General features: G+C 61.1%; 21 protein-coding genes. 1 reads left to right on the top strand and 20 read right to left on the bottom strand.

What is annotated here, in order from left to right:
* Positions 1-9: 9 nt before the first annotated feature.
* The 5 genes from arsB to C8D99_RS01440 form a co-directional block, all read right to left on the bottom strand.
* On the bottom strand, positions 10-1,200 hold the full coding sequence (gene arsB / locus C8D99_RS01460; protein WP_133955590.1) for an ACR3 family arsenite efflux transporter: 1,191 nt from the start codon (positions 1,198-1,200) through the stop codon (positions 10-12).
* Positions 1,201-1,291: 91 nt separating this feature from the next.
* Positions 1,292-2,176: a universal stress protein gene (locus C8D99_RS01455; RefSeq protein ID WP_133955588.1), complete on the bottom strand. Its 885-nt coding sequence runs from the start codon at positions 2,174-2,176 to the stop codon at positions 1,292-1,294.
* Positions 2,177-2,222: 46 nt separating this feature from the next.
* Positions 2,223-3,479, bottom strand: a complete 1,257-nt coding sequence (gene arsM / locus C8D99_RS15105) for an arsenite methyltransferase (protein WP_166669949.1) — start codon at positions 3,477-3,479, stop codon at positions 2,223-2,225.
* 19 nt (positions 3,480-3,498) lie between these two features.
* A complete protein-coding gene (locus C8D99_RS01445) occupies positions 3,499-3,942 on the bottom strand; it encodes an arsenate reductase ArsC (RefSeq protein ID WP_133955586.1) in 444 nt (147 codons plus the stop codon).
* A gap of 7 nt (positions 3,943-3,949) precedes the next feature.
* Entirely contained in the window at positions 3,950-4,306 is a 357-nt protein-coding gene (locus tag C8D99_RS01440; RefSeq protein WP_166669948.1) for an ArsR/SmtB family transcription factor, read from the bottom strand.
* A 196-nt stretch (positions 4,307-4,502) separates the two neighbouring features.
* On the opposite strand from C8D99_RS01440, the gene C8D99_RS01435 reads away from it, so the two are divergent.
* A complete protein-coding gene (locus C8D99_RS01435) occupies positions 4,503-4,949 on the top strand; it encodes a DUF2985 domain-containing protein (RefSeq protein WP_133955582.1) in 447 nt (148 codons plus the stop codon).
* A gap of 14 nt (positions 4,950-4,963) precedes the next feature.
* Here the strand turns inward: C8D99_RS01435 and rimI are convergent, their stop codons facing one another.
* The 15 genes from rimI to C8D99_RS01360 form a co-directional block, all read right to left on the bottom strand.
* On the bottom strand, positions 4,964-5,446 hold the full coding sequence (gene rimI / locus C8D99_RS01430; protein ID WP_166669947.1) for a ribosomal protein S18-alanine N-acetyltransferase: 483 nt from the start codon (positions 5,444-5,446) through the stop codon (positions 4,964-4,966).
* Between the two features lie 25 nt (positions 5,447-5,471).
* Entirely contained in the window at positions 5,472-6,758 is a 1,287-nt protein-coding gene (locus tag C8D99_RS01425; protein WP_133955578.1) for an adenylosuccinate synthase, read from the bottom strand.
* Entirely contained in the window at positions 6,755-7,672 is a 918-nt protein-coding gene (locus tag C8D99_RS01420) for a divergent polysaccharide deacetylase family protein (RefSeq protein ID WP_166669946.1), read from the bottom strand. Before C8D99_RS01420 ends, C8D99_RS01425 begins: the two co-directional genes overlap by 4 nt.
* Before the next feature lie 117 nt (positions 7,673-7,789).
* Complete coding sequence (locus tag C8D99_RS01415) at positions 7,790-9,034, bottom strand: S41 family peptidase (RefSeq protein WP_133955574.1); 1,245 nt, start codon at positions 9,032-9,034, stop codon at positions 7,790-7,792.
* 15 nt (positions 9,035-9,049) lie between these two features.
* Positions 9,050-10,237, bottom strand: a complete 1,188-nt coding sequence (locus C8D99_RS01410; protein WP_133955572.1) for a murein hydrolase activator EnvC family protein — start codon at positions 10,235-10,237, stop codon at positions 9,050-9,052.
* A 24-nt stretch (positions 10,238-10,261) separates the two neighbouring features.
* Complete coding sequence (locus C8D99_RS01405; RefSeq protein WP_133955570.1) at positions 10,262-11,146, bottom strand: cell division protein FtsX; 885 nt, start codon at positions 11,144-11,146, stop codon at positions 10,262-10,264.
* Positions 11,133-11,828 (bottom strand): cell division ATP-binding protein FtsE, encoded by a 696-nt coding sequence (locus C8D99_RS01400; RefSeq protein ID WP_133955568.1) that lies wholly within the window; start codon positions 11,826-11,828, stop codon positions 11,133-11,135. The genes C8D99_RS01405 and C8D99_RS01400 overlap by 14 nt, the downstream gene beginning before the upstream one ends.
* Positions 11,829-11,831: 3 nt before the next feature.
* Positions 11,832-12,782, bottom strand: coding sequence for a transketolase family protein (locus C8D99_RS01395; RefSeq protein WP_133955566.1), 951 nt, complete (start codon positions 12,780-12,782; stop codon positions 11,832-11,834).
* A gap of 3 nt (positions 12,783-12,785) precedes the next feature.
* Complete coding sequence (locus C8D99_RS01390) at positions 12,786-13,613, bottom strand: transketolase (protein WP_133955564.1); 828 nt, start codon at positions 13,611-13,613, stop codon at positions 12,786-12,788.
* Entirely contained in the window at positions 13,610-14,659 is a 1,050-nt protein-coding gene (locus tag C8D99_RS01385) for a polysaccharide pyruvyl transferase family protein (RefSeq protein ID WP_166669945.1), read from the bottom strand. Before C8D99_RS01385 ends, C8D99_RS01390 begins: the two co-directional genes overlap by 4 nt.
* Positions 14,656-16,614, bottom strand: coding sequence for a DUF5693 family protein (locus C8D99_RS01380; protein WP_133955560.1), 1,959 nt, complete (start codon positions 16,612-16,614; stop codon positions 14,656-14,658). Before C8D99_RS01380 ends, C8D99_RS01385 begins: the two co-directional genes overlap by 4 nt.
* Positions 16,611-17,210, bottom strand: a complete 600-nt coding sequence (locus C8D99_RS01375; protein WP_133955558.1) for a Maf family protein — start codon at positions 17,208-17,210, stop codon at positions 16,611-16,613. The genes C8D99_RS01380 and C8D99_RS01375 overlap by 4 nt, the downstream gene beginning before the upstream one ends.
* Entirely contained in the window at positions 17,195-17,437 is a 243-nt protein-coding gene (locus C8D99_RS01370; RefSeq protein WP_133955556.1) for a hypothetical protein, read from the bottom strand. The genes C8D99_RS01375 and C8D99_RS01370 overlap by 16 nt, the downstream gene beginning before the upstream one ends.
* A 4-nt stretch (positions 17,438-17,441) precedes the next feature.
* A complete protein-coding gene (locus tag C8D99_RS01365) occupies positions 17,442-18,254 on the bottom strand; it encodes an undecaprenyl-diphosphate phosphatase (protein ID WP_133955554.1) in 813 nt (270 codons plus the stop codon).
* Positions 18,254-20,026, bottom strand: coding sequence for a ribonuclease J (locus tag C8D99_RS01360; RefSeq protein ID WP_133955552.1), 1,773 nt, complete (start codon positions 20,024-20,026; stop codon positions 18,254-18,256). Before C8D99_RS01360 ends, C8D99_RS01365 begins: the two co-directional genes overlap by 1 nt.
* Between the last annotated feature and the right edge of the window lie 149 nt (positions 20,027-20,175).

Here is a 20,175-nt window from a genome sequence, read left to right as displayed (position 1 = left end):
GAGATGGTTCTAGTGCTCTTGCCGGAACCAGTGCGTCGTGTTGTTGCAGAACTTGACCAGCATGAGCATCACAGGCACCTCGATGAGCACGCCCACCACCGTTGCAAGGGCGGCGCCTGAAGAAAGGCCGAAGAGCATCGTGGCGGTAGCGATGGCTACCTCGAAGTGGTTGGACGCGCCGATCATGGCGGAAGGAGCGGCGTCCTGGTAGGAGAGCCCCAGTTTCTTCGACATCCAGTACCCCAGCCCGAAGATCAGCACTGTCTGAAGGAAGAGGGGGACGGCGATCCAGAGGATCGTCAGCGGCCTGGCGACGATGACCTCCCCTTTGAAGGAGAAGAGCAGCACCAGGGTGATGAGCAGCGCCATTATGGTGACAGGCGTAAGGAAATGGAGAAACTTCTCCCGGAACCAGGCCTCCCCTTTTGCCTTGAGGATCATCTTCCGGGAAATGTAGCCCGCCGCCAGGGGCAGCGCCACGTAGACGGCGATGGAGAGGGCGAGGGCCTGCCACGGTACCGGAATGCGTCCCACGCCGAGAAGGAACCCTCCCAGGGGGCCGTAGAGAAAGAGCATGGTGAGGGAATTGACGGCCACCATCACGAGGGTGTGTCCGTCGTTGCCCCGAGCGAGGTACCCCCATACCAGCACCATGGCGGTGCAGGGGGCTATGCCCAGCAGAATGCACCCTGCGAGGTAGCTCCGCCACAGGGGGACGGAGAGCATCCGAACGCCGTTTTCAAGGACCACTGTGCCGAGGCCGTACGTCGCCCCCGGCTCGAGGTCGAGGCCGAAGGGAAGCCGCACCAGGTCCACGGCGTCCGGTCCGATGAAGTGGATGAAGACCTTCCCGAGGAAGAATACGGCGATGGCGTACATGGTGAAGGGTTTCACCGCCCAGTTGATGAAGAGGGTCAGCCCGACCGGCCTGATGCTCCTTCCCGCCTTCACCACCTCGGTGAAATCGATCTTCACCATGATGGGGTACATCATGAAGAAGAGGCATATGGCGATGGGAATCGAGACCACCGGCGCCCCTCCCACGGAAAGGGCCATGCCGTCGAGGGTCTTCGCGAAGTCCGGGGCGACCTTGCCGAGTCCGACCCCTGCGAGGATGCTCAATATGACCCAGACGGTGAGATATTTTTCAAAGAAACCGAGTCCTTTTGCTTCCTTAGTGATGCAGGCCTTGTCTTCCATGGTCGCCTTGAGAACCTCCTTGATAATTTTGAAAAACGTCGAAGGCGCTATGTTTCGTTGTTTATTCCGATAAAAAAGGAACGCGATAAATTCAGCAGACTGCCGCAGGGACAAGCAGGACTGGTATAATTGACTGTCTGGCCACCGCGAGGCTTACGCTCCCCATGAAAAACTGCCCGATGTATCCTCTCCCCTGGCTGCCGAGAAGCACCAGAGAGTAGCCGTTCGCTTTCACCTTGTCGACAAGGATCTTCTTTGGGTTGCCGAAGACTATCTCCGTATTCACTTCCTTCGCTCCGCAGCGGAGAAGCTCCTCCTTCATTCTCCCCAGCCTGCCGGAATCGATCCGGTTGAACTCGTCGAGCTTCTCCATCAGATGTTTTCCGATGCGCACCTCGTCCTGGACGTGAAGAAGAGTGATCTTTTCCGCACCCTTTTCAGCAAACTTTTTCAGATGCGAGTACGCATGTTCGGCATTGTCAGAGAAATCGGTTGGAAAGAGGATGTGTCCAAGCGGCGAGCATTTTTCCATAATGCAAACAGCATCCCCTTTCTCTTCATGGATTCCTACCCTCAGGATGAGGACGGGCTTCGACGCCCCATGCACGACCTCCGAGGCCACCCCGCCGAGCAGAATCTCCTTCGCCATGGTTCCTCCCCTGGAGCCGACAACAATCAGGGAGCAGTCGTGTTCCTCAGCCTGGCGATTGATCTCGATCTGCGGAAGACCCAGCGCTATTTTCGGGGTAACGGAAAAGCCACGATTCTCAAGGAATATCTGTTGTTTTCGAAAATGCGGTTCAGCCGCCTTGATAAGTTGCGAGGCAAGCGTTCCCACGTCGCGGATGTTGATGCAGTGAAGAAGAACGATATCCTTCGTCCCGAGGGCCTTCAACTCCCCCAGGCTGCACGCCATTCGCTCGGAAGCGTCCGAGAGATCCGTCGCTACAAGAATCTTTTGAAACACATCAGCCACTCCTTTCTCACATTGTAAGAGCTTCTTCGGCTTCGATACGCATCGTTCATCCGAGAAAGAGGCGCAGAACAGCGCTGCCCTGGGGGCACACCCTGTCCAGCGCGGAGCTTTGCATCAGCGGGGCCGGGATATCTTCCCTCCGGGCGGCGGTGAATCCGGCACGACCGAAGAACCGCTCCGCCGTTTCGGTAAGAAGATACACCGTCCGGACGCCCTTCTCCCGGGCCCGGTCGATGACGGCATCGGTCATCCGCTCACCGAAGCCCTTCTTCCTGTCCTTTCGCCGTACCGCGAGAGAACGGAGCAGCCCCGTATCGCCCAGAATCTCCATGCCGGCGACGGCAGCTATCCCGGAATACTCGAGCACCAGAAAGTTCTCCGGCGTTTCGGCAACGCCGAGGGGTGTGAGTCCGTTCTCCTCAAGAAGCGCTGCGATGGCGGGCACGTCCCCTGAGGTCGCCCGTCTGACGGTGAAGTCCCGCCCCTCTTCGGGTTTCACGAGGGGCTTTTTGCCCAGAATGATCGCGCTGGCCAGCGCGCCGTTGATCTCATTCCGTTCTTCGGGCGAAAGTTCGGGAAACGTCATGGCGGCCAGAGCGTCCGGCATTTCGTAGACCTTCGTTCGCCGGACTTCGACATCAATGAATCCCGCTTCCTTCAGAAGAGCGGCGTACTCCGCCTCCTGCAGGGCCCCGGAGATACAGCCGGACCATGCGGCGAGGTTCTTCACGGCCCGCTCCGTCACAGGACGGAGAAACACCGTGTCGGAGACGCAGAACCGGCCGCCGGGACGAAGCACCCGAAAGGCCTCCTTCAGTACCTTCCCCTTGTCCGGGGAGAGATTGATGACGCAGTTGGAGATGATCACGTCGACGGTGCCGCTCTCGAGGGGCATGTCCTCGATGTACCCCTTCACGAGAGTGACGTTGTCCAGCCCCCTGAGGTTTTCGGCCGCGGTTTCGAGCATTTCGTCGGTCATGTCGAGTCCGATGACTTTTCCGTAGGGTCCCGTGGCTTCCGAAGCGAGGAAAAGGTCCAGGCCCGCGCCGCTTCCCAGATCGAGGACGGTCTCCCCCGGATGGATGCGGGCTTCGGTGAAGGGATTGCCGCAGCCGAAGGACTGATCGGCCATGTGTTCGGGAGTGTTCTCCAGTATTTCACCGTCGTAATTTCCCCGGGTCATGTTCAGGATGTCGGAGGCACCCGTCGTGCCGCAGCAGCACGCTCCTGATCTGCAGCAGGATGTGCTGTTTTTGATCGCCCTGGCGTACCGTTCTTTCACATAGTCGCGTATGTCGTCCATTGTGAGTCCAGCTCCTTTTCTATTCAGGGAGGTTATCCAGAAAGCCGGGAAGGCTTTCTATGAATGCCCGTATTTCGTCCCGGACCCGGCGGTAACAGTCCAGTTTTTCCTCTTCCGTTTCCTTGTCCAGGGCGAGCTTCGGGGGGTCGTCGAACCCCCGGTGGATGATCCGTGCGCTTCCTGGGAAGAAGGGGCATCGTTCATCGGCGTCGCCGCATACGGTGATCACGAAGTCGAAAGGAATGTCCAGCAGTTCCGTGACGTTTTTCGACCTGTGCCCGGAGATGTCCGCCCCGACTTCTTTCATCACCGCCACGGCATTGGGGTTCAGACCATGGGTTTCGATCCCCGCTGACCATGCCTCTACGGCGTCTCCGTGGAGATACCGGGCCCACCCTTCCGCCATCTGGCTGCGACACGAGTTTCCAGTACAGAGAAAAAGCACCTTCAGTTTCTCCTTCATACACTTGTTACCCCCTCTTGCCTTCACAATTGTCATGCTCCCTGTGCAGTCTGACGATTTCATTGATTTTTGCCCTGTCCTGCACCGGGAAGCCGTCTTTCCCCACCGAGTGACGTATCCACTCAAGCAGCCGGGGATCGACGGCTGTCCCCATACGGTAGTAAACCCACCGCCCTCTTTTTTCCGATTCGATGAGCCCGGCCCGGTGGAGTATGCTCATGTGGCGGGAAACAGTCGCGGGGGCAAGTCCGAGGAAGTCACCCACATCGCATACGCAAAGCTCTTCCGTGTCCATGAGCGCCAGAAATGCCCGGAGCCTGTTCTTTTCGCCGAGTGCTTTTGAGATGGAAAGGATCGATTCCACACTGTCTCGCCTACCTTTTGTTATTTCTGCATTTGACGAAATGATAGCACGACAGATTTTTTCCTGTCAATGATTCCGCGGCATGAACGGACCGGAAGGACAGGGAAAAGGGCGGCACCGGCTTTCCGGCCTGTACGTGCCGGAAGAATGCCGGGAATGATTTTGATTTATAATACACCCGAAGAAGGAGGACGGCATGAGAAAGAACGTAGCCGCATGGGGAGCCATGGTGGTGTTCATTTTGCTGGGGGCTCTTTTCAGGGCCCTGCCCTCCGGGGAACCGCTTTCGTTCCGGGGTGGGAACAGGGGAACAGTGCTTGTTTTCGAGGGAGAGGCCGGTCTTTTTTCGGACGCTTTCGTGCCTTCCGCCGACCGGGAGTACCAGGAACCGGCTTCAGCGGACAGGGACGGAACTCCTCTCTCCAGGCTCACAGCCCCTCCCCAAAAGCAGCCGGAGAAGAACGGCAGGGACCTGGATTCGCTGAAGCAGGGAGTGAAAGCCCGGAAAGGGAACCCGGAAGACATGAAGGAATACCTGGACGAGGCCGAGCGGCTTCGAAGAGAACGGGTGCGGAAATCCCTGGAAGAGATCCGGCGAAAGGTCAGGGAGTACGAGCCGAGCGTCTTCGAGCCCACGTGGTAAGCCGCAGGTAGTGCTCAGCCCTGCTCCGAAGGGCCTTCCCCTCTGTCCCCCGGAAGACGGAGAGGAAGGGGCGCTTCCATGAGCAGGGCGTCTTCTCCGCCGGCGTAGTATCCTTTGTGCCGCCCGAGAACAGAAAACCCGAAGAGGCGATACAAGTCCGCCGCTCCGGTGTTCGACTGTCTCACATAGAGACTCATCCGGCTGCATCCCAGAGATTCGGCGATTTCCGCAAGCCCGGCCAGGAGCTGGGAGCCCACTCCCCTCCTCCGGAATTCCGGAAGCACGGCAAGGTTTGCAAGCCCGGCGGTTTTCCCCTTCCTGAGAACGGCACCGAAACCGAGGATGATGCCGCCCGCCCTGGCACACAGGTAGAGATAGGGGCTGTCGCCTGAGAGATCGCTCTCAATGACCTTCCGGGGCCAGGGGGAAGCAGAGGACTGCTCCTCCACCGAGCAGATCCCTTCCAGGTCGGCAGAGGAGCAGAAGTCCAGTTCCACGGGCAGAATCGGAGGATTCTCCCTTCTAGAAATTCCTGAGGATAGTCTGGTCCCTTCCCGGACCGACACCGACAAGGTTTACGGGAACACCGCAGGCTGTCTCGATATATTCCACGTATTTCCTGGCCTGGAGAGGAAGCTGCCCGAATTCAGTGCACGCCGAGAGGTCTTCGTTCCACCCGTCGAGAAATCCGTACACCGGCTTCGCTTTCCACTGTCGGTGAGCTCCGCTGGGGAAATGCTCCTCAGCCTTTCCGTCGATCTCATACCCCGTGCAGACGGGAATCCGCTCGAAACCCGTGAGCACGTCAAGCTTTGTGAGAGCGATGGAGGACATGCCGTTCACCCTGACAGCATAGCGCAGGGCGACGAGATCAAGCCAGCCGCAGCGGCGGGGCCTTCCGGTGGTGGCTCCGTACTCCCATCCCTTTTCTCTCAGTCGGTTCCCGTTCTCCCCCCCATCTTCCGTCGGGAAGGGACCTTCTCCCACCCTGGTGCAGTAAGCCTTCACCACGCCGATGACCCTGTCCACCGCGGAAGGCCCCACGCCCAGCCCCACGCAGCCTCCGGCGGCCACGGGCGATGAGCTTGTGACATAGGGATAGGTGCCGTGGTCCACATCGAGGAGAGTACCCTGGGCTCCTTCGAAAAGGACTCCCCGGCCTTCCCGTATGGCCTCCCCGATGACGAGTGAAGCGTCTCCGACGTAGGGGGCGAGGGCTTTGCCCCATTCAACAGCCTGCTCGAAGACCTCGTTGAACGGAAGAGGTTCCTCTCCGTATATCTTGGAGAGAAATAAATTTTTCTCGTCCAGGTTGTATTCCAGCTTTTCCCGGAGGGAATCGGCGTCGAGCAGGTCTTCCACCCGCACGCCGCACCGGCTGTACTTGTCCACGTAGGCGGGACCGATGCCTCTTCCGGTGGTGCCTATTTTCCGCCCCTTCCCCCGCTGGTTTTCCTGGGCGGTGTCCAGCTTTTTATGGTACGGCATGACCACGTGGGCGGCGCCGCTGATGACGAGCCGGGCCCGGTCCTTCCCCTGGTCCTGGAGTTCCCTCAGTTCGTTGAGAAGCTGTTCGGGATCGATGACCACCCCGTTGCCTATGACGCATATCTTGCAGGGATAGAGCATTCCCGAGGGCAGGAGGTGGAAAACGTATTTTTTTCCCTCCACGATCACCGTGTGTCCGGCATTGGCGCCTCCCTGGTACCGGGCAAAGATGTCCACCCTTGACCCGAGGGCGTCCACAACCCTTCCTTTTCCCTCATCGCCCCACTGGGCGCCTATAATGACCTCAACGCGACCTTTCACGAAAAATCCTCCTCGTTGGCCGCCCGGCTTCGGCAGCCTGCATTGAATACCGTTCTTCCGGACAGGTGCTCCCGGGACGACATGCCGCTCCGGTCCCACAGGATGTGCATCAGTTCGGGCATGGTGACGAACGTAACATCTTCCGGAGGGGAATCGCTTTTTTTCTTCAGAAAATCCAGAGTCCCCTGCCGGGTGTGGGCGATCATGACCACCCATCCTCTTTTGGAAGCGAGGGCCAGTCCCCGCTGAAACTGCGTCTCCATGAATTCCTCCGCCGGCTCGTGGTCGAGGAAAATGGAACAGAATGCTGCGGGTATGCCCTTTGCCCGGGCTGTATTATACGCTACCGAGACTGAAGATGTCCTGCTGTCGAGAAAGAAAAGGGAGGTGGAGGCCAGCTCGGTCATAACGGTTTCCATGAGCTTTTCATCCCTGGTCGCCCTGGACCCCCTGTGGTTGTTCATCCCGAGGGCTCCCGGGAGGAAAGCCATTGCCCTCCGAAGGAGCAGGGTGACTGTTTCGGCGGACATGCCCGAGTCGATGACTCCTGTCTTTTCATCCCACTTTTTGTCTCCACCGGCACCCATGGGCATGTGGATCATGAAGGGAATCCCTGCCTTTTCCGCCCGCTCGGCGGCATAGAGAGAGTGGGACTGGAAGGGGATGATAGCCCATGTCAGCGGGAGGGTCAGCTCAGCATAACCGTCCGTAATGGCTTTCGAAAAACCGAAGTCGTCGATGACGATGGCGATATAGGGTCCCGGCCCGAGCTTCCGGGAACCGCCTCCCTCTTTTTCTGCGGAGGGAGCGGTTTCTTCTTTTTCTCCGCCCGGAGTTTCCCGTCCCGGATAGTCTCCGTTTTCAGCGGGGAATGCACCCGGCCCGGCCGGCTCTTCCCGTACAGGTTCCGGCAACGTTTTCCCGCCGCCGGCTCCGAAAAAAAGCACCCCGGCGCCGGCAGCGAGAAGACATAAACCAACAAACAGACCCCGAAGGTCTTTTCCGTGTTTCAAAACTCAGCCGTCCTGCTCTCAGGATGCCTTCGGCAGTTTCACCGCAGGAGAACTTTTACCGGAGATGATGTTCCGGAGCTCTTCCAGGGCCCGCTTGAGCTGCTCGTCCTTGTCCTTCTCCCGGGTGACTTCGCCTTCGACCACGATGTCCGGCTCCAGTCCCACGTGGTCGATCACCTTCCCCGAAGGAGTGTGATACCGGGCGATAGTCACGTAGAGCCCCGATCCGTCCGTAAGGTTGAACAGGGTCTGCACCGATCCCTTGCCGAAGGTCTTCTTTCCCACCGAGACAGCCCGGCCGCGGTCGGAAAGGGCGCCCGCAACGATCTCGGAGGCCGAAGCGCTTCCCTCGTTGATAAGCACCACCATGGGCAGGCTCGTCAAGGTGCCCGGGTTGGCGTAGATTTCATCGTTGGCCCGATCCACCCGTCCCTTCATTCCGACCACCAGACCGCCGTTGAGGAACATGTCGCATATCTCCACCGCTCCGTTGAGGAGGCCGCCGCCGTTGTTCCGGAGATCCAGCACGAACCCCTTCGCACCGTCCTTCATCAGTGCGGAGAAGGCGCTCCGCACTTCCTGGGCGGTCTTCTGCTTGAACTGGGTGATCTTCACGTACCCCAGGTTCTTGTCTATCATCTCGGAGCGGACGGAGATAAGCTTGATGTTCTCCCGGACAATCTCGAACTTCAGGAGCTCCTCCTCGCCTTCCCGGCGGACCCAGATGGTCACCGAGGTACCCGGTTTGCCCCGAAGGCGCTTCACCACCTGCTGGGAATCCCAGCCGAGGATAATCTCGTCCTCTATCTTCACGATCTGGTCCTGGGGCTTGAGGCCCACCCGGTCTGCGGGGGTATCCTCGATAGGGCTGATGACCAGGGTTTTTCCGTCCCGCTGGCCGATGTATATCCCGAGCCCCCCGTACTCCCCTTCCATCTCGATTTCCTCTTCCTTGAGCTGGCCGGGGTCAACGAAACGGGTGTAGGGATCCCCCCAGGCCTCCACCATCCCCTTGATGGCGCCGTAGAGGAGCTTGTCTTCATCGGCGGGCTTCTCGGCGGAATCCACCTGGTAGGTCTCTATGATGGCCCGGGCCTGTTTCATGAGCCACATGGCCTGGGGGTTGAAGGGGGCGATCCGCTCGAAGTCGCCGAGGTCGGCCGCACCCGCAGCCACGATGAGCCCCGCTGCAGCCGCTCCGAGAACGATGCCTCCGAGCCAGTCCCGAACTCTTTTTCGAAAGTGTGTTTTTTGTTCGGACATTGTCCTTCTCCTTTTCTATTTTCTCAGATACCGCATGGGATCCCTGGCATCGCCGCCGACGCGCACCTCGAAATGAAGGTGGGCGCCCGTGGCCGTTCCCGTGCTCCCCACTGACCCGATGGTCTGTCCCTTTTTTACCGCCGCGCTCTCCCGGACCGACATGCTTGAAAGGTGAGCGTAGACGGATGAGAGATTATTGCCGTGGTCTATGATAATCACCTGGCCGTACCCTCTCAGCCAACCTGCGAACAGCACCTCGCCGGGTCCGGCGGCCCTCACCGGGGTTCCCCTGGGGGCACGGATGTCGATCCCGGTATGCATCATCTTCGTCTTGAACACAGGATGGACCCTTGTGCCGAAGGTGCTGCTGATCTGCCCCTGGACAGGCCAGGAGAGCTGCCCTCCCGAAGGAAGATAGGTGTACTGGGCGGAGCGCCCCCTGTCCCGGGACTCTTCATCCCGCTTTTTCCTCATGAGGGCCGTCACGGTCTGCTGGATTTCCTTCTGGGACTGCTGCAGCTCCTTCACCGCCTGCTCGTGGAGGGCCCTCTCCTGCCTCACCTGGCCGAGAAAGGCGTTGCTCTTGTTGATCTCTTCCCGGAAAGTTTTCCTCTCTTTGCCGAGATGGGAGGTGTTGACGGCAAGTTCCTTCTCCTGCTGCTCCATCTGGGCGGCCGCCTGAAGCAGGCGGTCCTTCTTTTCGAGCATTCCGCTGATCATGGCCTGGTCCTGGAGGGCGATGCGGTTCAGCAGGTAGGAGGTTTCCATGGCCTCGTGGGCCGTGGTGGAGGAAAGAAGAAGGTTGAATTCCGCCACGCCGCCGTACTTGTAAATGTCCACGAGACGGTTTTCAAAGACGTGCATCATCTCCGCGAGCTCCTGCTCCGTCAGCCGGACTTCCGCCCTGAGGTTGGAGATGGTGTTTTTCACTTTTTCAAGCTTCAGTTCGAGCACCCGTATCCTTTGTTCCGTCACCTTCTTCTTCTGGTCCAGGGAATTGAGCTGGGTGAGCACACCCTTCTCCTTCTCCCCCATCTGCTTTGCCCGCTTCTGGTGCTCGGAAATCTGCTTTTCCAGGATTCTCATCCTGGCCTCTTCCTGGGCTATCCTGCTGTCAAGGCCGGAGGCACCGGGAAGGGGGCCGGCGGAGGCGAGAAAAAGGGCGATCGCAAGGAGAAAACAGGCTGTTCGTGCGGTCTTCACTGTGGTCAGCTCCCTTCGTCGGAGTCAGCGGGGGCGAAGCGCCCTCGACGTAAAGCGGCTCACGGCGAGCCAGCTGCACATCCAGCCCATGGTCGCACCAGTGGCAAAGAGAAGGAGAAAGAACTGGAGCAGGACCTGCTGGTTGACAATTATATCAAGAAACGCGAGGGTCGAACGCACGGCGTTCACCGCCGACGCGTAGGTGGCCCAGAGGCCCGCCACGGCCAGAAGGGCCCCCCCTGCGCCGAGGAACATTCCCTGAATAACGAAGGGAAGGGAAATGTAGGTCTTGGTGGCCCCGATAAGGAGCATCACCTCGATTTCTTCCTTTCTGGAATAGATGGCAATCCGGATGGTGTTGAAAATCACCAGGGCGCTGATGATCACCGCAAGGACGAGGATGGTTGCCGATACCGCCGCCGACGCCCTGGAGATGGTGGAAAGGCGCTCCACCAGCTTGCCCGAGTAGATCACTTCCTCCACGGAGGGAAAGACCACGAGATCCCGGACGAGGGGAGTAATGTGCTCCGCCCGCTGGACCTGGATCTCCAGGCTCCACGGCAGGGGGTTCTCCCCCATGAGGGTAACGGCCCTGGCCTGGTTCCCCAGCTTGGCCCGGAGCCTGTCAAGGGCCTCCTCGGGAGAAATGGCCCGTATGCTGGTGACCGTGGGGTTTGCCTTCACCCTGGCAAAGACGTCGTCAGGTTTTTCGCCCTTCTTCATGTAGACCTGTACCACCAGCCCGCCCTCGATCCGGGAGACCATGTGCCGCACGTTCAGGGCGAAAAGGGCGGTAAAGCCGAGGATGTAGAGCACCGAGGCCGCGGTGATGAGGGTAAGGATGCTCAGTCCCCAGTGGCGGCAGATGAGCCGGAAGGTGTCCCGCAGGGCATATTTAAAGCTCGCCATCGATGAAATACCTCCCTCTCCTCTCGTCGCGCTTGAGCCGTCCGTTGTGGAGCTCCACGAGGCGCTGGCGGTAGGCATCGACGAGATACTGGTCGTGGGTGGCCACGAGAACGGTGGTTCCTGCGGCATTGATGGAAAGGAGAAGGCGCATTATTTCTTCGGACGTCCGGAGGTCGAGGTTTCCGGTGGGCTCATCGGCGAGGAAGATGGACGGGGAGTTCGCCATGGCCCTGGCGATGGCGACCCGCTGCTGTTCTCCCCCTGAAAGCTGGGGAGGCTTGAGGAACCGCCGTCTCCACAGCCCTACCTGGTCGATCACTTCGTTGGCCCTGTTCTGCACGACCCTCGGGGGAATGCCCATGGCCTCCAGCACAAAGGCCACGTTTTCAAACACGGTCAGGTTGGGCAGCAGCTTGTAGTCCTGGAAGACGACCCCCACGTCCCTCCTGTAGAAGGGAAGCTGGCCCCGGCCTATCTTCCGCAGATTCACGTCCCCCACGGTGATCTGCCCCCTGGTGGGAAGGTACTCCCGGGAGATGAGCCGGAGGAGGGTGGTCTTTCCCGAGCCTGTGGTTCCCACAAGGTAGACGAACTCCCCCTTGTCGATGGAGAGATAAATGTCCTCAAGGGCGACAATGTCGGGTTCGAATACCTTGGTGACTCCTGCCAGGCGAATATCCATTTCTTACCTCCTGCGCATGGTCCAGGCCTGCACTGCGGAACTCACGATCTGGGATGCCGTCAGGCCGTAATATTCCTGCAGCTCGGCCGGCGAACCGCTCTGGCCGAACTTGTCGAATACCGCGACCGGCTTCACCGGGACGGGGTAGGCGCCGCTCACGAGGGAGGCGACCGCTTCGCCCAGGCCGCCCCGGGCGAAATGCTCCTCGGCGGTGACGCAGCATCCCGTCCTGTGGACAGAATCGAGGATGATCTGGGCAGGAAGGGGCGATACACTGTAGCAGTCGATCACCTCGGCGCTGATGTTCTGCCGCGCCAGCACTTCCGCAGCCCGGAGCGCCTCGGAAACCATGATACCACAACAGCAGACCGTCACTTCCGTTCCCTCCCGGAGCACCCTTCCCCCGCCGGGAACAAAGCCTTCATCCCCGTCGGCGTAGACGTCCGGAACCGGGGCCCGGCCGAGCCTGATATACACAGGGCCACGGGAGGATACCGCGTTTTTGAGCAGCCCGAGGGCGGAGACGTAATCGGCAGGAACAAGGACGGTCATGTCGGGGAAAGCCCTCATGAGGGCAAGATCTTCGAGCATCTGGTGGGATGCGCCGTCCTCTCCCACGGTAACTCCGCAGTGGCTTCCAACGATCTTCACGGGAAGAGCGGGAATGGCCACGGCGGACCGGATCTGCTCGTATCCCCGCCCCACGAGAAAGGACGCGTAGGAGGACACGTAGACGTTCTTTCCTCCGAGGGCCAGTCCGGCAGCGGTGAGGATCATGTCCTGCTCCGCCATGCCCACGTTGAATACCCTGCGGGGATGCAGGGCGGAAAACCTCGCCGCCCGGGTGGCGGATCCCACGTCGCCGTCAACGGCAACCACCGAAGGGTCTGCTGCGGCGAGTTCGATCAGCGCCTGCCCGTAGGCGTCCCTGGTGCTTCTTTCAGGGGCCGGCATAGGTCAGTCCCCTCCTTTCTCGAGTTCCCGGAGGGCCTTGTCCATAAAATCCCGTCCAAGGACCATCCGTCCTCCGGAGGGGTCGTTCTCGAGGAAGGAAACTCCCTTTCCAAGCACGGTTTTCGCCACGATGCATCCCGGCTTTCCCCGGCGGGAGCCGAGACGGGCACGAGCCTCCCTCATGGAGGCGAAGTCATGGCCGTCGCACTCCTCAACGGCCCAGCCGAAGGCGAGAAACTTCTCCCGGAGGGGCTCAAGGGACATGATGTCCTCTGTGGCCCCCTCCATCTGCCGACCGTCCCTGTCCACAAGGAGCAGCAGACTGTCCAGGGAGAAATGGGCGGAGGTCATGGCCGACTCCCAGAAGACTCCCTCCTGGAGCTCCCCGTCTCCCACAAGGCAGTAGACCGACGGAGCGGAAGTTTTTTCCCTCAGGGCAAGGGCCAGCCCGTTAGCGAGGCCGAGCCCCTGGCCGAGAGACCCGCCGGGGGCGTCCACGCCGGGGGTCCTGCGGAATTCCGGAAACCCCTGCAGCATGGCGCCGAGGCGGCGGTAGCTCCACAGCTCTTCCCGGGGGAAGAAGCTCCTGTTGGCCAGGACGGCGTACAGGGCGGGGCATCCATGCCCCTTCCCGAGGACAAACCGGTCCCTTTCCTCCCAGGACGGTTCGTCCGCCCGCAGGGAAAGAACCTCCCAGTACAGCCAGACAAGAAGATCCACTATGGAGAGGGAAGAGGCCAGGTGGCCCGACCGGGCAACGCCGATCATCCGGACCACGTCCCTCCGGACCGCGCAAGCCTGTTCAGCAAGAATATCCGTTTCCGGGGTCATGAACGACCAGTCCCCTTTCTGAGTACGAGCCGCCGGGCTTCGTTCCACATCCGGCTGAATTCTTCGAGGAAGAGCTCCGCCCGATAGGCGGTCTTCTCCTGTTCCGGCGACACGGCAGGGTGCGGAAGCGGTCCCTCCCCCTTCCACACGGGAAGTTTCCATTCGGCGGCAAACTCCTCCACCTTCGGGTCATAGGCCGAGAGGCTCAGGGGAACGCCGGAGAGAAGGGCGAGAAGGGCAAAATGGTACCGCATGGATACCGCGCCGGCGGCGTTGCAGAAGAGCGGCTCCGATTCTGTGCGCCAGTTCGTCGCCGAGAGCAGGATGATTCTCTCCGGGCGGAAGATCCGGCTTCCGGCAAGCCGCTCCATGAGGACCACATCCTCCGCGGAGAGACCCACTCCGACCACAGGCAGCTTTTTCTCTGCGGCCATCCTGGCGGCCTTCGTCACCGTGCGGAGCGGCAGGCTTCCCCCCCAGGGCCGGATGTTCACCAGGAAATGACCCTCCCTCCGCTCGCTGCATGAGGAATGCTGACCCAGGAGAAACACCGGGTCCGGTGACCTGGAGGTCTTCTGCCCCCAGGAGTTCAGCAACGCGCCGGACCGTTCGTCCCGGACGCTTCTGAGGGCACATTTCCCCAGGGCATTCCGGGCAAAGAACATCCCCGACAGGGTACGGAACGGCCCCACCGACTGCCCTACCGCCCAGGGCAGGGCGCCCGCAAGGGACGCGAGGCGGATCATCCCCCAGTAATAGGCGGAGGACCTGACGCTCGTGACGTCCTGAAAGAGACCTCCTCCGCCGAGAAGGAGAGTATCGCTCTCCCGGAGAAGCCGGAAAACCTCCGTCGTTTTCCACCGGTTCACGGCCCGGATGGAGAGGGATCTCACCGTATCCTCGGGAGACGCGGAGAGTATGGCAAGTTCCTCCCTCGGAACGCCGTTTTTTTCAAACGCATCCACAAGGGCCGAGGCAAGAAGCTCGTCCCCCAGGTTGCCGAATCCGTAATAGCCGCAGAGTACAGCGCGGTAGCGCCGGTTCACTCCGTCACCATCCTCCCGTACTTCTCCCATAGGGGAAGAATCACGAACCGAAGAAGAACGATTCCCATCATACCCACGAGGACTCCCGTCCACAATCCGTTAAATTGCCTGAAGAGAATGAAATAGAGGGGCGTATGAAAATGGCAGAAGCTGTTCACCGCCGACGAAAAGCCGAGGACCGTGGCCATCCGGAGCACTTCCCTGTACCGGGGCCAGATATCGGCCTTGCGGACGTAGTACCAGAGCAGCAGCGCCGGGTACCCGAGGAAGATCTCCTTGTTCCTGGGCCGGGCCACGAGGATGCGCTCGAGGAATTCCCTCATGCGGACCTCGAAGGCGGGCACGAACTGGACGTTGTCGCTGCGGAAGAGAACCAGTCCCGCTCCGGCCAGGAGAATGCCGATGAGGAAGAGTTCCCCCCAGAGAGGGGGACGGCGGAATATTTCTCCCAGGGACTCGGGATGTTCCCTGCGCCTGAGATCGGCGAGCAGCACCAGGAGCGGCGGAAGAAAGAGGGTCGCCTTGACGCCGGAAAAGGCCCGGAGGCGAAGCATATAGACGGGTTCGCTGAAGAAGGCGGCGATGGCCAGTCCGCCGGCCACGGCGAACAGGAAGCTCCCCACGAGCCCTGCCCATGGGCGCCGCCAGCCGTCAAGGGCGAGGAAGGACGCCTCGGTGACCACGAACACCGCGGCCAGGGCCCCGATGATCCGGGCCGCCGGGGGAACGAAACGGACCGCGAGGGCCGTCACGAGAACGAGAGCGCCGAGAAGAAGGGCTCCTTTTCGCGATACTCTGGTTGTCCGCTCACGGCCATCATCTCCGGAGAAAAGAAAAAACCGCTGGAGGTACCGGAGCAGGGAGTAGACAAAGGCGAGAGCCAGGGCAGCGGCGCCGATTATCCCCGTCCTCCAGGGCGAGAAGGGTTCAGGCCAGGTGACGGCGATGCCGTGGGCCGTAAGTCCCGCCGAGAGGTCACCCAGCTCGCTGAGGAAAGTGCCGTAGGGATCGGCGGAGGATTCCATGGCGGAAGGACGGAAGACGAGCAGGCGGACGGACCGCTCCTTGACTGCCCGGAGAAGCCGTTCGAACAGGGCGGCCCGGGAGATGTTCCTGCTCAGGAGTTCTTCGTGGGTCACGCTGTGAAGGGGCAGCAGGGAGGGAAAGACAAGCCAGTTGAGCTGGGGGGCGCCGAGCTGCCGTGAAAACTCCACCACCGCCACGGACCGGCCCGCTTTCCTCACCGCTCCGGCGAGGGGCCTCAGGTCGGGAAAGCCGATGGCCGTCTCCCCTGCGGGGGCGAGAGTGCGGATGGACGGGAAATCAGCGAGAAGCTTGTCAAGGGCGGAGACCGACGGGGCAGTGTCCCGGGGAAGAGCGGGGGCGATCCGGTAGAATACGGGAATCTGCAGTTTTTCAGCCAGGAGAAGGCCGTCCATGTCGGGAAGAACTCCGGTCAGGAACAGTTCTTCCAGGGTACGGGGAAGATGGACCGCCGTGCCTCCGTCGGCTTCCGCCGTCCGCATCCCGGGGAAACGGGCCGCAAGGTAGGGCAGGGCCTTCCGGCCGGCGGGGAACGTCTTCGGAAAAAAGAGAGCCGCGGAGGAAAGCGGGGCGGACAGGGCCTTCCTCGCAGCATCGGGCAGCCCCGAAGCGGGACCGTAATAGAGGGGCAGAACGCCGAGGGAGAGCTGGGTGCCCGTAAGCTCGGAGATCATCAGTCCCGTGGCGCCCTTCCCGGCCATTTCTCCCCAGGCCCCCTCCGCATTTCTGCCGGTGGACGCCGCAAGGGAGGCCACGTCCCGGAAGTCAAGGACAATGCCCGCGTTCCGGGATGCCCGCTCTGCACCCATGCGGGGCAGCAGTGCCGCGGATGAAAGGAGGAACAGGGCGAGCACGACGCAGAGTCCCAGGTTGATACGGGCTCCTTCGGGAGGGAATATTCTCTTCTTCATGGCGTTTTCCTCCATTGATCGGCCAGTGAAAAGCCGAGGGATTCAAGCATTCTGCTGAGCCTGCACAGGGGCAGGCCCACCACGTTGAAATAATCTCCCCTGATGGAATCCACGAGGAGGGCTCCAAGTCCCTGGATGGCATAGGCCCCGGCCTTGTCGTCTCCCTCGCCGCTCGCCGCGTAGGCCCTGAGGGCGTCTTCGGGAAGCTCCCGGAAGACCACGTCGGTCCTCTCGGCGGCAGTTTCCTTTCCACGGGGGGAATCCACGGTAACTCCCGTGAAGACCGAATGGGTCCTGCCGTTCAGCACAGTGAGCATCTCAAGGGCTTCCTCCCTGCTGGACGGTTTCCCCAGTATCCTGTCCCCGATAGCCACCACCGTGTCCGCCGCCACGACCCACCTGCCGGGGCACTCTTTTGCGGCAGTCTCCGCCTTTTCCCGGGAAAGGCGCTTCACAGCCTCCCCGGGGCTTTCTCCGGGCAGAAGGGACTCGTCCACGGACGGCACAAGGACGGAGAAGGTCCATCCGAGGGAGGAGAGCAGCTCCCTTCGTCTCGGACTCCCCGAGGCGAGGACCAGTTCTAGCGGGCGGCCCATAGTCCGAAGACGCCCCCAATGAGGGTTCCGAGGTTGCACCTCAGGGAAAAGCGGAACCCGAAGTCGGCAAAGGCAAGGTTAACCTCCGGCACGTTGAAGCCGGTTGAAAGAATATCCCTGAAATAAGGCCCGGTCAAGGCAAACCGCTGGAGATACACCCCGAGAAGAGACCCGAGGACAAGGGAAGCGATGATGATCCACCATCTCGCGGAAGACGAGGCGGCCATGCCGTTACCTCCCCAGGGAGAGCGCCAGCGCCAGAAAACCGACGAGGGCGCAGTAGATGGCGAAGGGGCGCCATTTCCCCCGGGTGACCAGCCTGCGGAGCACCGCCAGGGAGACGAGGCCGGAGAAAAAGGCGGCGGCGGTTCCTGCGGCCCAGCCTGAGGGCAGGGTGGAGGACCAGTCCGGAACCTGGAGAAGATCCTTCATCTCCAGCAGGGTCGCCCCGAAAATGGCGGGCAGGGAGAGAAGGAATGAAAACCGGAATGCGGACGGGGCGGAGAGTCCCGTCTTCATGCCTGCGACAATGGTGGACCCGGACCGGGAAATGCCCGGCAGGACCGCAATCCCCTGCACGATCCCCACCATGACCCCCCTGGCCGGGGTCACGGGCCGGCCGCAGAGGTCGGTGGCGAGGGACGAACCGTACCAGAGGACAGCTGCAGTGACCAGGAGTCCGGTCCCCACTGCCCAGGGGAGGGTCATGGCCCGTTCCACGAGAGGCTTCAGGGAAAGCCCTATCGCCCCGGTGATCACCGTTCCGGCAATGACGGCCCAGCCGAAGGTCCATCCCTCCGCCGTTCTGTTTTCAGCGGACAGGAACCCCCTGCACCACTGGCACAGGAGAAGGCCGACGTCCTTGCCGAAGAAGACCAGGGTGGCGAGCATGGTGGCGAAATGAAGGAGAAGGTTATAGGAGAGAGCCGCCTCCTCGATGCCGAAAAGCTGCTGGAACAGGGCAAGATGCCCGGAGCTGCTCACGGGGAGGAACTCGGTCACTCCCTGGACCAGCCCGAGGAACACTGCAGGAAGGGCTTCCATCAGCTTTTCCTCCTCCGCCCCCTGCCCTGGGAAGAGGCCCTGGGCCGTTCGGGCAGCGGCTTTTCACCGAGAACGGTGACAAGGGGAAGGATCATGGGCCGCCCTCTTCCGAACCGCCGGAGGGCATCCCGCATTCTGCCCTTTATCCGCGTTTCGAGGAGTTCCCTGTCGGAAGCAGCCTTGGCCCCGAGGGATTCCACCGCCTTTTCCACCGAAACCGTCAGGTCCTCCCTCAGTTTCGCCGCATCCTCCAGGTGAAGGAATCCCCTGCTTTCAAAGACGGGAGGCGAGGCGAGGGTCCCCTCGCCCGTGAGGATGAGGGAGACGGCCACGGTCCCCTCTTCGGCAAGTTCCCTCCGCTCCTTCAGCACGCTCCCCTGCATCTCGCCGAGGGCGATACCGTCCACCATGATGCCCCCCGCCTGGACCCGGTCCTTCACGACGGCCTTGTCCTTTTCCAGGGTCAGCACGTCCCCGTTCAGCAGGACAAAGGCGTTTTTGGGCGCCACTCCCATCTCCCGGGCGAGCTTCGCGTGGCGGACGAGGTGACGGTATTCCCCGTGGACGGGGACGAAGAACTTCGGCCGGACCATGTTGAGCATGACCCGGAGCTCGTCCTGGGCGGCGTGTCCGGAGACGTGGATGGCCTGCTCCTTTTCGTAGACCACTTCGCAGCCGCAGGCGAACAGCCGGTTGATGGTGCTGCTCACCATCTTTTCGTTTCCCGGGATGGGGGTGGCGAAGATGGCCACCACGTCCTTCTCCGTAAGGGTGATCACCCGGTGCTCTCCCCGGCTCATGAGGACAAGGCCGGAAAAGGGCTCTCCCTGGCTGCCCGTGGTCATGACCACCAGCGACCCCGGAGGGACCTTCCCGATATCCTCGATGTCCACGATGGTCTTGTCGTCGGCGTGAAGGTAGCCCAGCTCCCTGGCGAGATCCACGTTTTTGACCATGCTCCGCCCCACCAGGACGACCTTCCGGTTGAACCGGGCCGCGGCGTCCACCACCTGCTGCACCCGGTGGAGGTTGCTGGCAAAGGCGGAGATGACGATGCGCCTCGACCGGTGCTGCCGGAAGAGCCTGTCGATGGTGCCGGAGAGAGTATGCTCCGACTGTGTGAAGCCGGGACGCTCCACGTTGGTGGAGTCGGACATCAGCAGGAGGACGCCCTTCTTTCCTTCCTCGGAGAAAGCGGCATAGTCGGTCAGCCTGCCGTCGATGGGCGTGGGGTCGAGCTTGAAGTCCCCCGTATGGACCACAGTCCCCACGGGAGTTTCGATGGCCAGCCCCACGCCGTCGGGGACGGAGTGGCACACGGCAATGAACCTCACGGAGAAGGGGCCCATCTCCACCCGTTCACCCGCCCGGATTTCCCGGTAGTCGGGAGTGAAGGCGGGGGCCCATTCGGAGAGCTTGTTTCCCACCATGCCCAGGGTGAGTTTCGTCCCGTAGAGGGGGGACGGAATCTTCGGCAGGATGAAGGGCAGGCCGCCGATATGGTCCTCGTGGCCGTGAGTGATCACGATGCCCACAATCTTCTCTTTTCTTTCTTCAAGATAGGCGATGTCTGGTATGACAAAGTCGATTCCGAACATCTCGTCGTCGGGGAACATGAGCCCGCAGTCGACCACGAGGATGGAGTCCTCGTACTCGAGGGCGTACATATTTTTACCCACTTCCCCCAGGCCGCCCAGGGGTATATACCGCAGCTTCCCGTCTTTTTTCGAGGGGGAGGCTTTCTTCTTGCGGCTCCTTGAATCTCGCGCCATTGGAACACCTTACCTTTCTCCGTTTCAGTTCCGGCGGGAAGGAGGAATCTTTCCTTCCATATTGCCGAACAGAAAATTCTTTGTTAGAATTCCATATCAAACGTAATATGAACCTTGCCTCGCTCAGAGGACGTTACCGGGAGGTAGAA

The sequence above is a fragment of the Aminivibrio pyruvatiphilus genome, assembly GCF_004366815.1.
Taxonomy (GTDB): domain Bacteria; phylum Synergistota; class Synergistia; order Synergistales; family Aminobacteriaceae; genus Aminivibrio; species Aminivibrio pyruvatiphilus.
The sequence above is the reverse complement of the archived record's forward strand: the minus strand, read 5'-3'. Positions and strand labels throughout refer to the sequence as shown.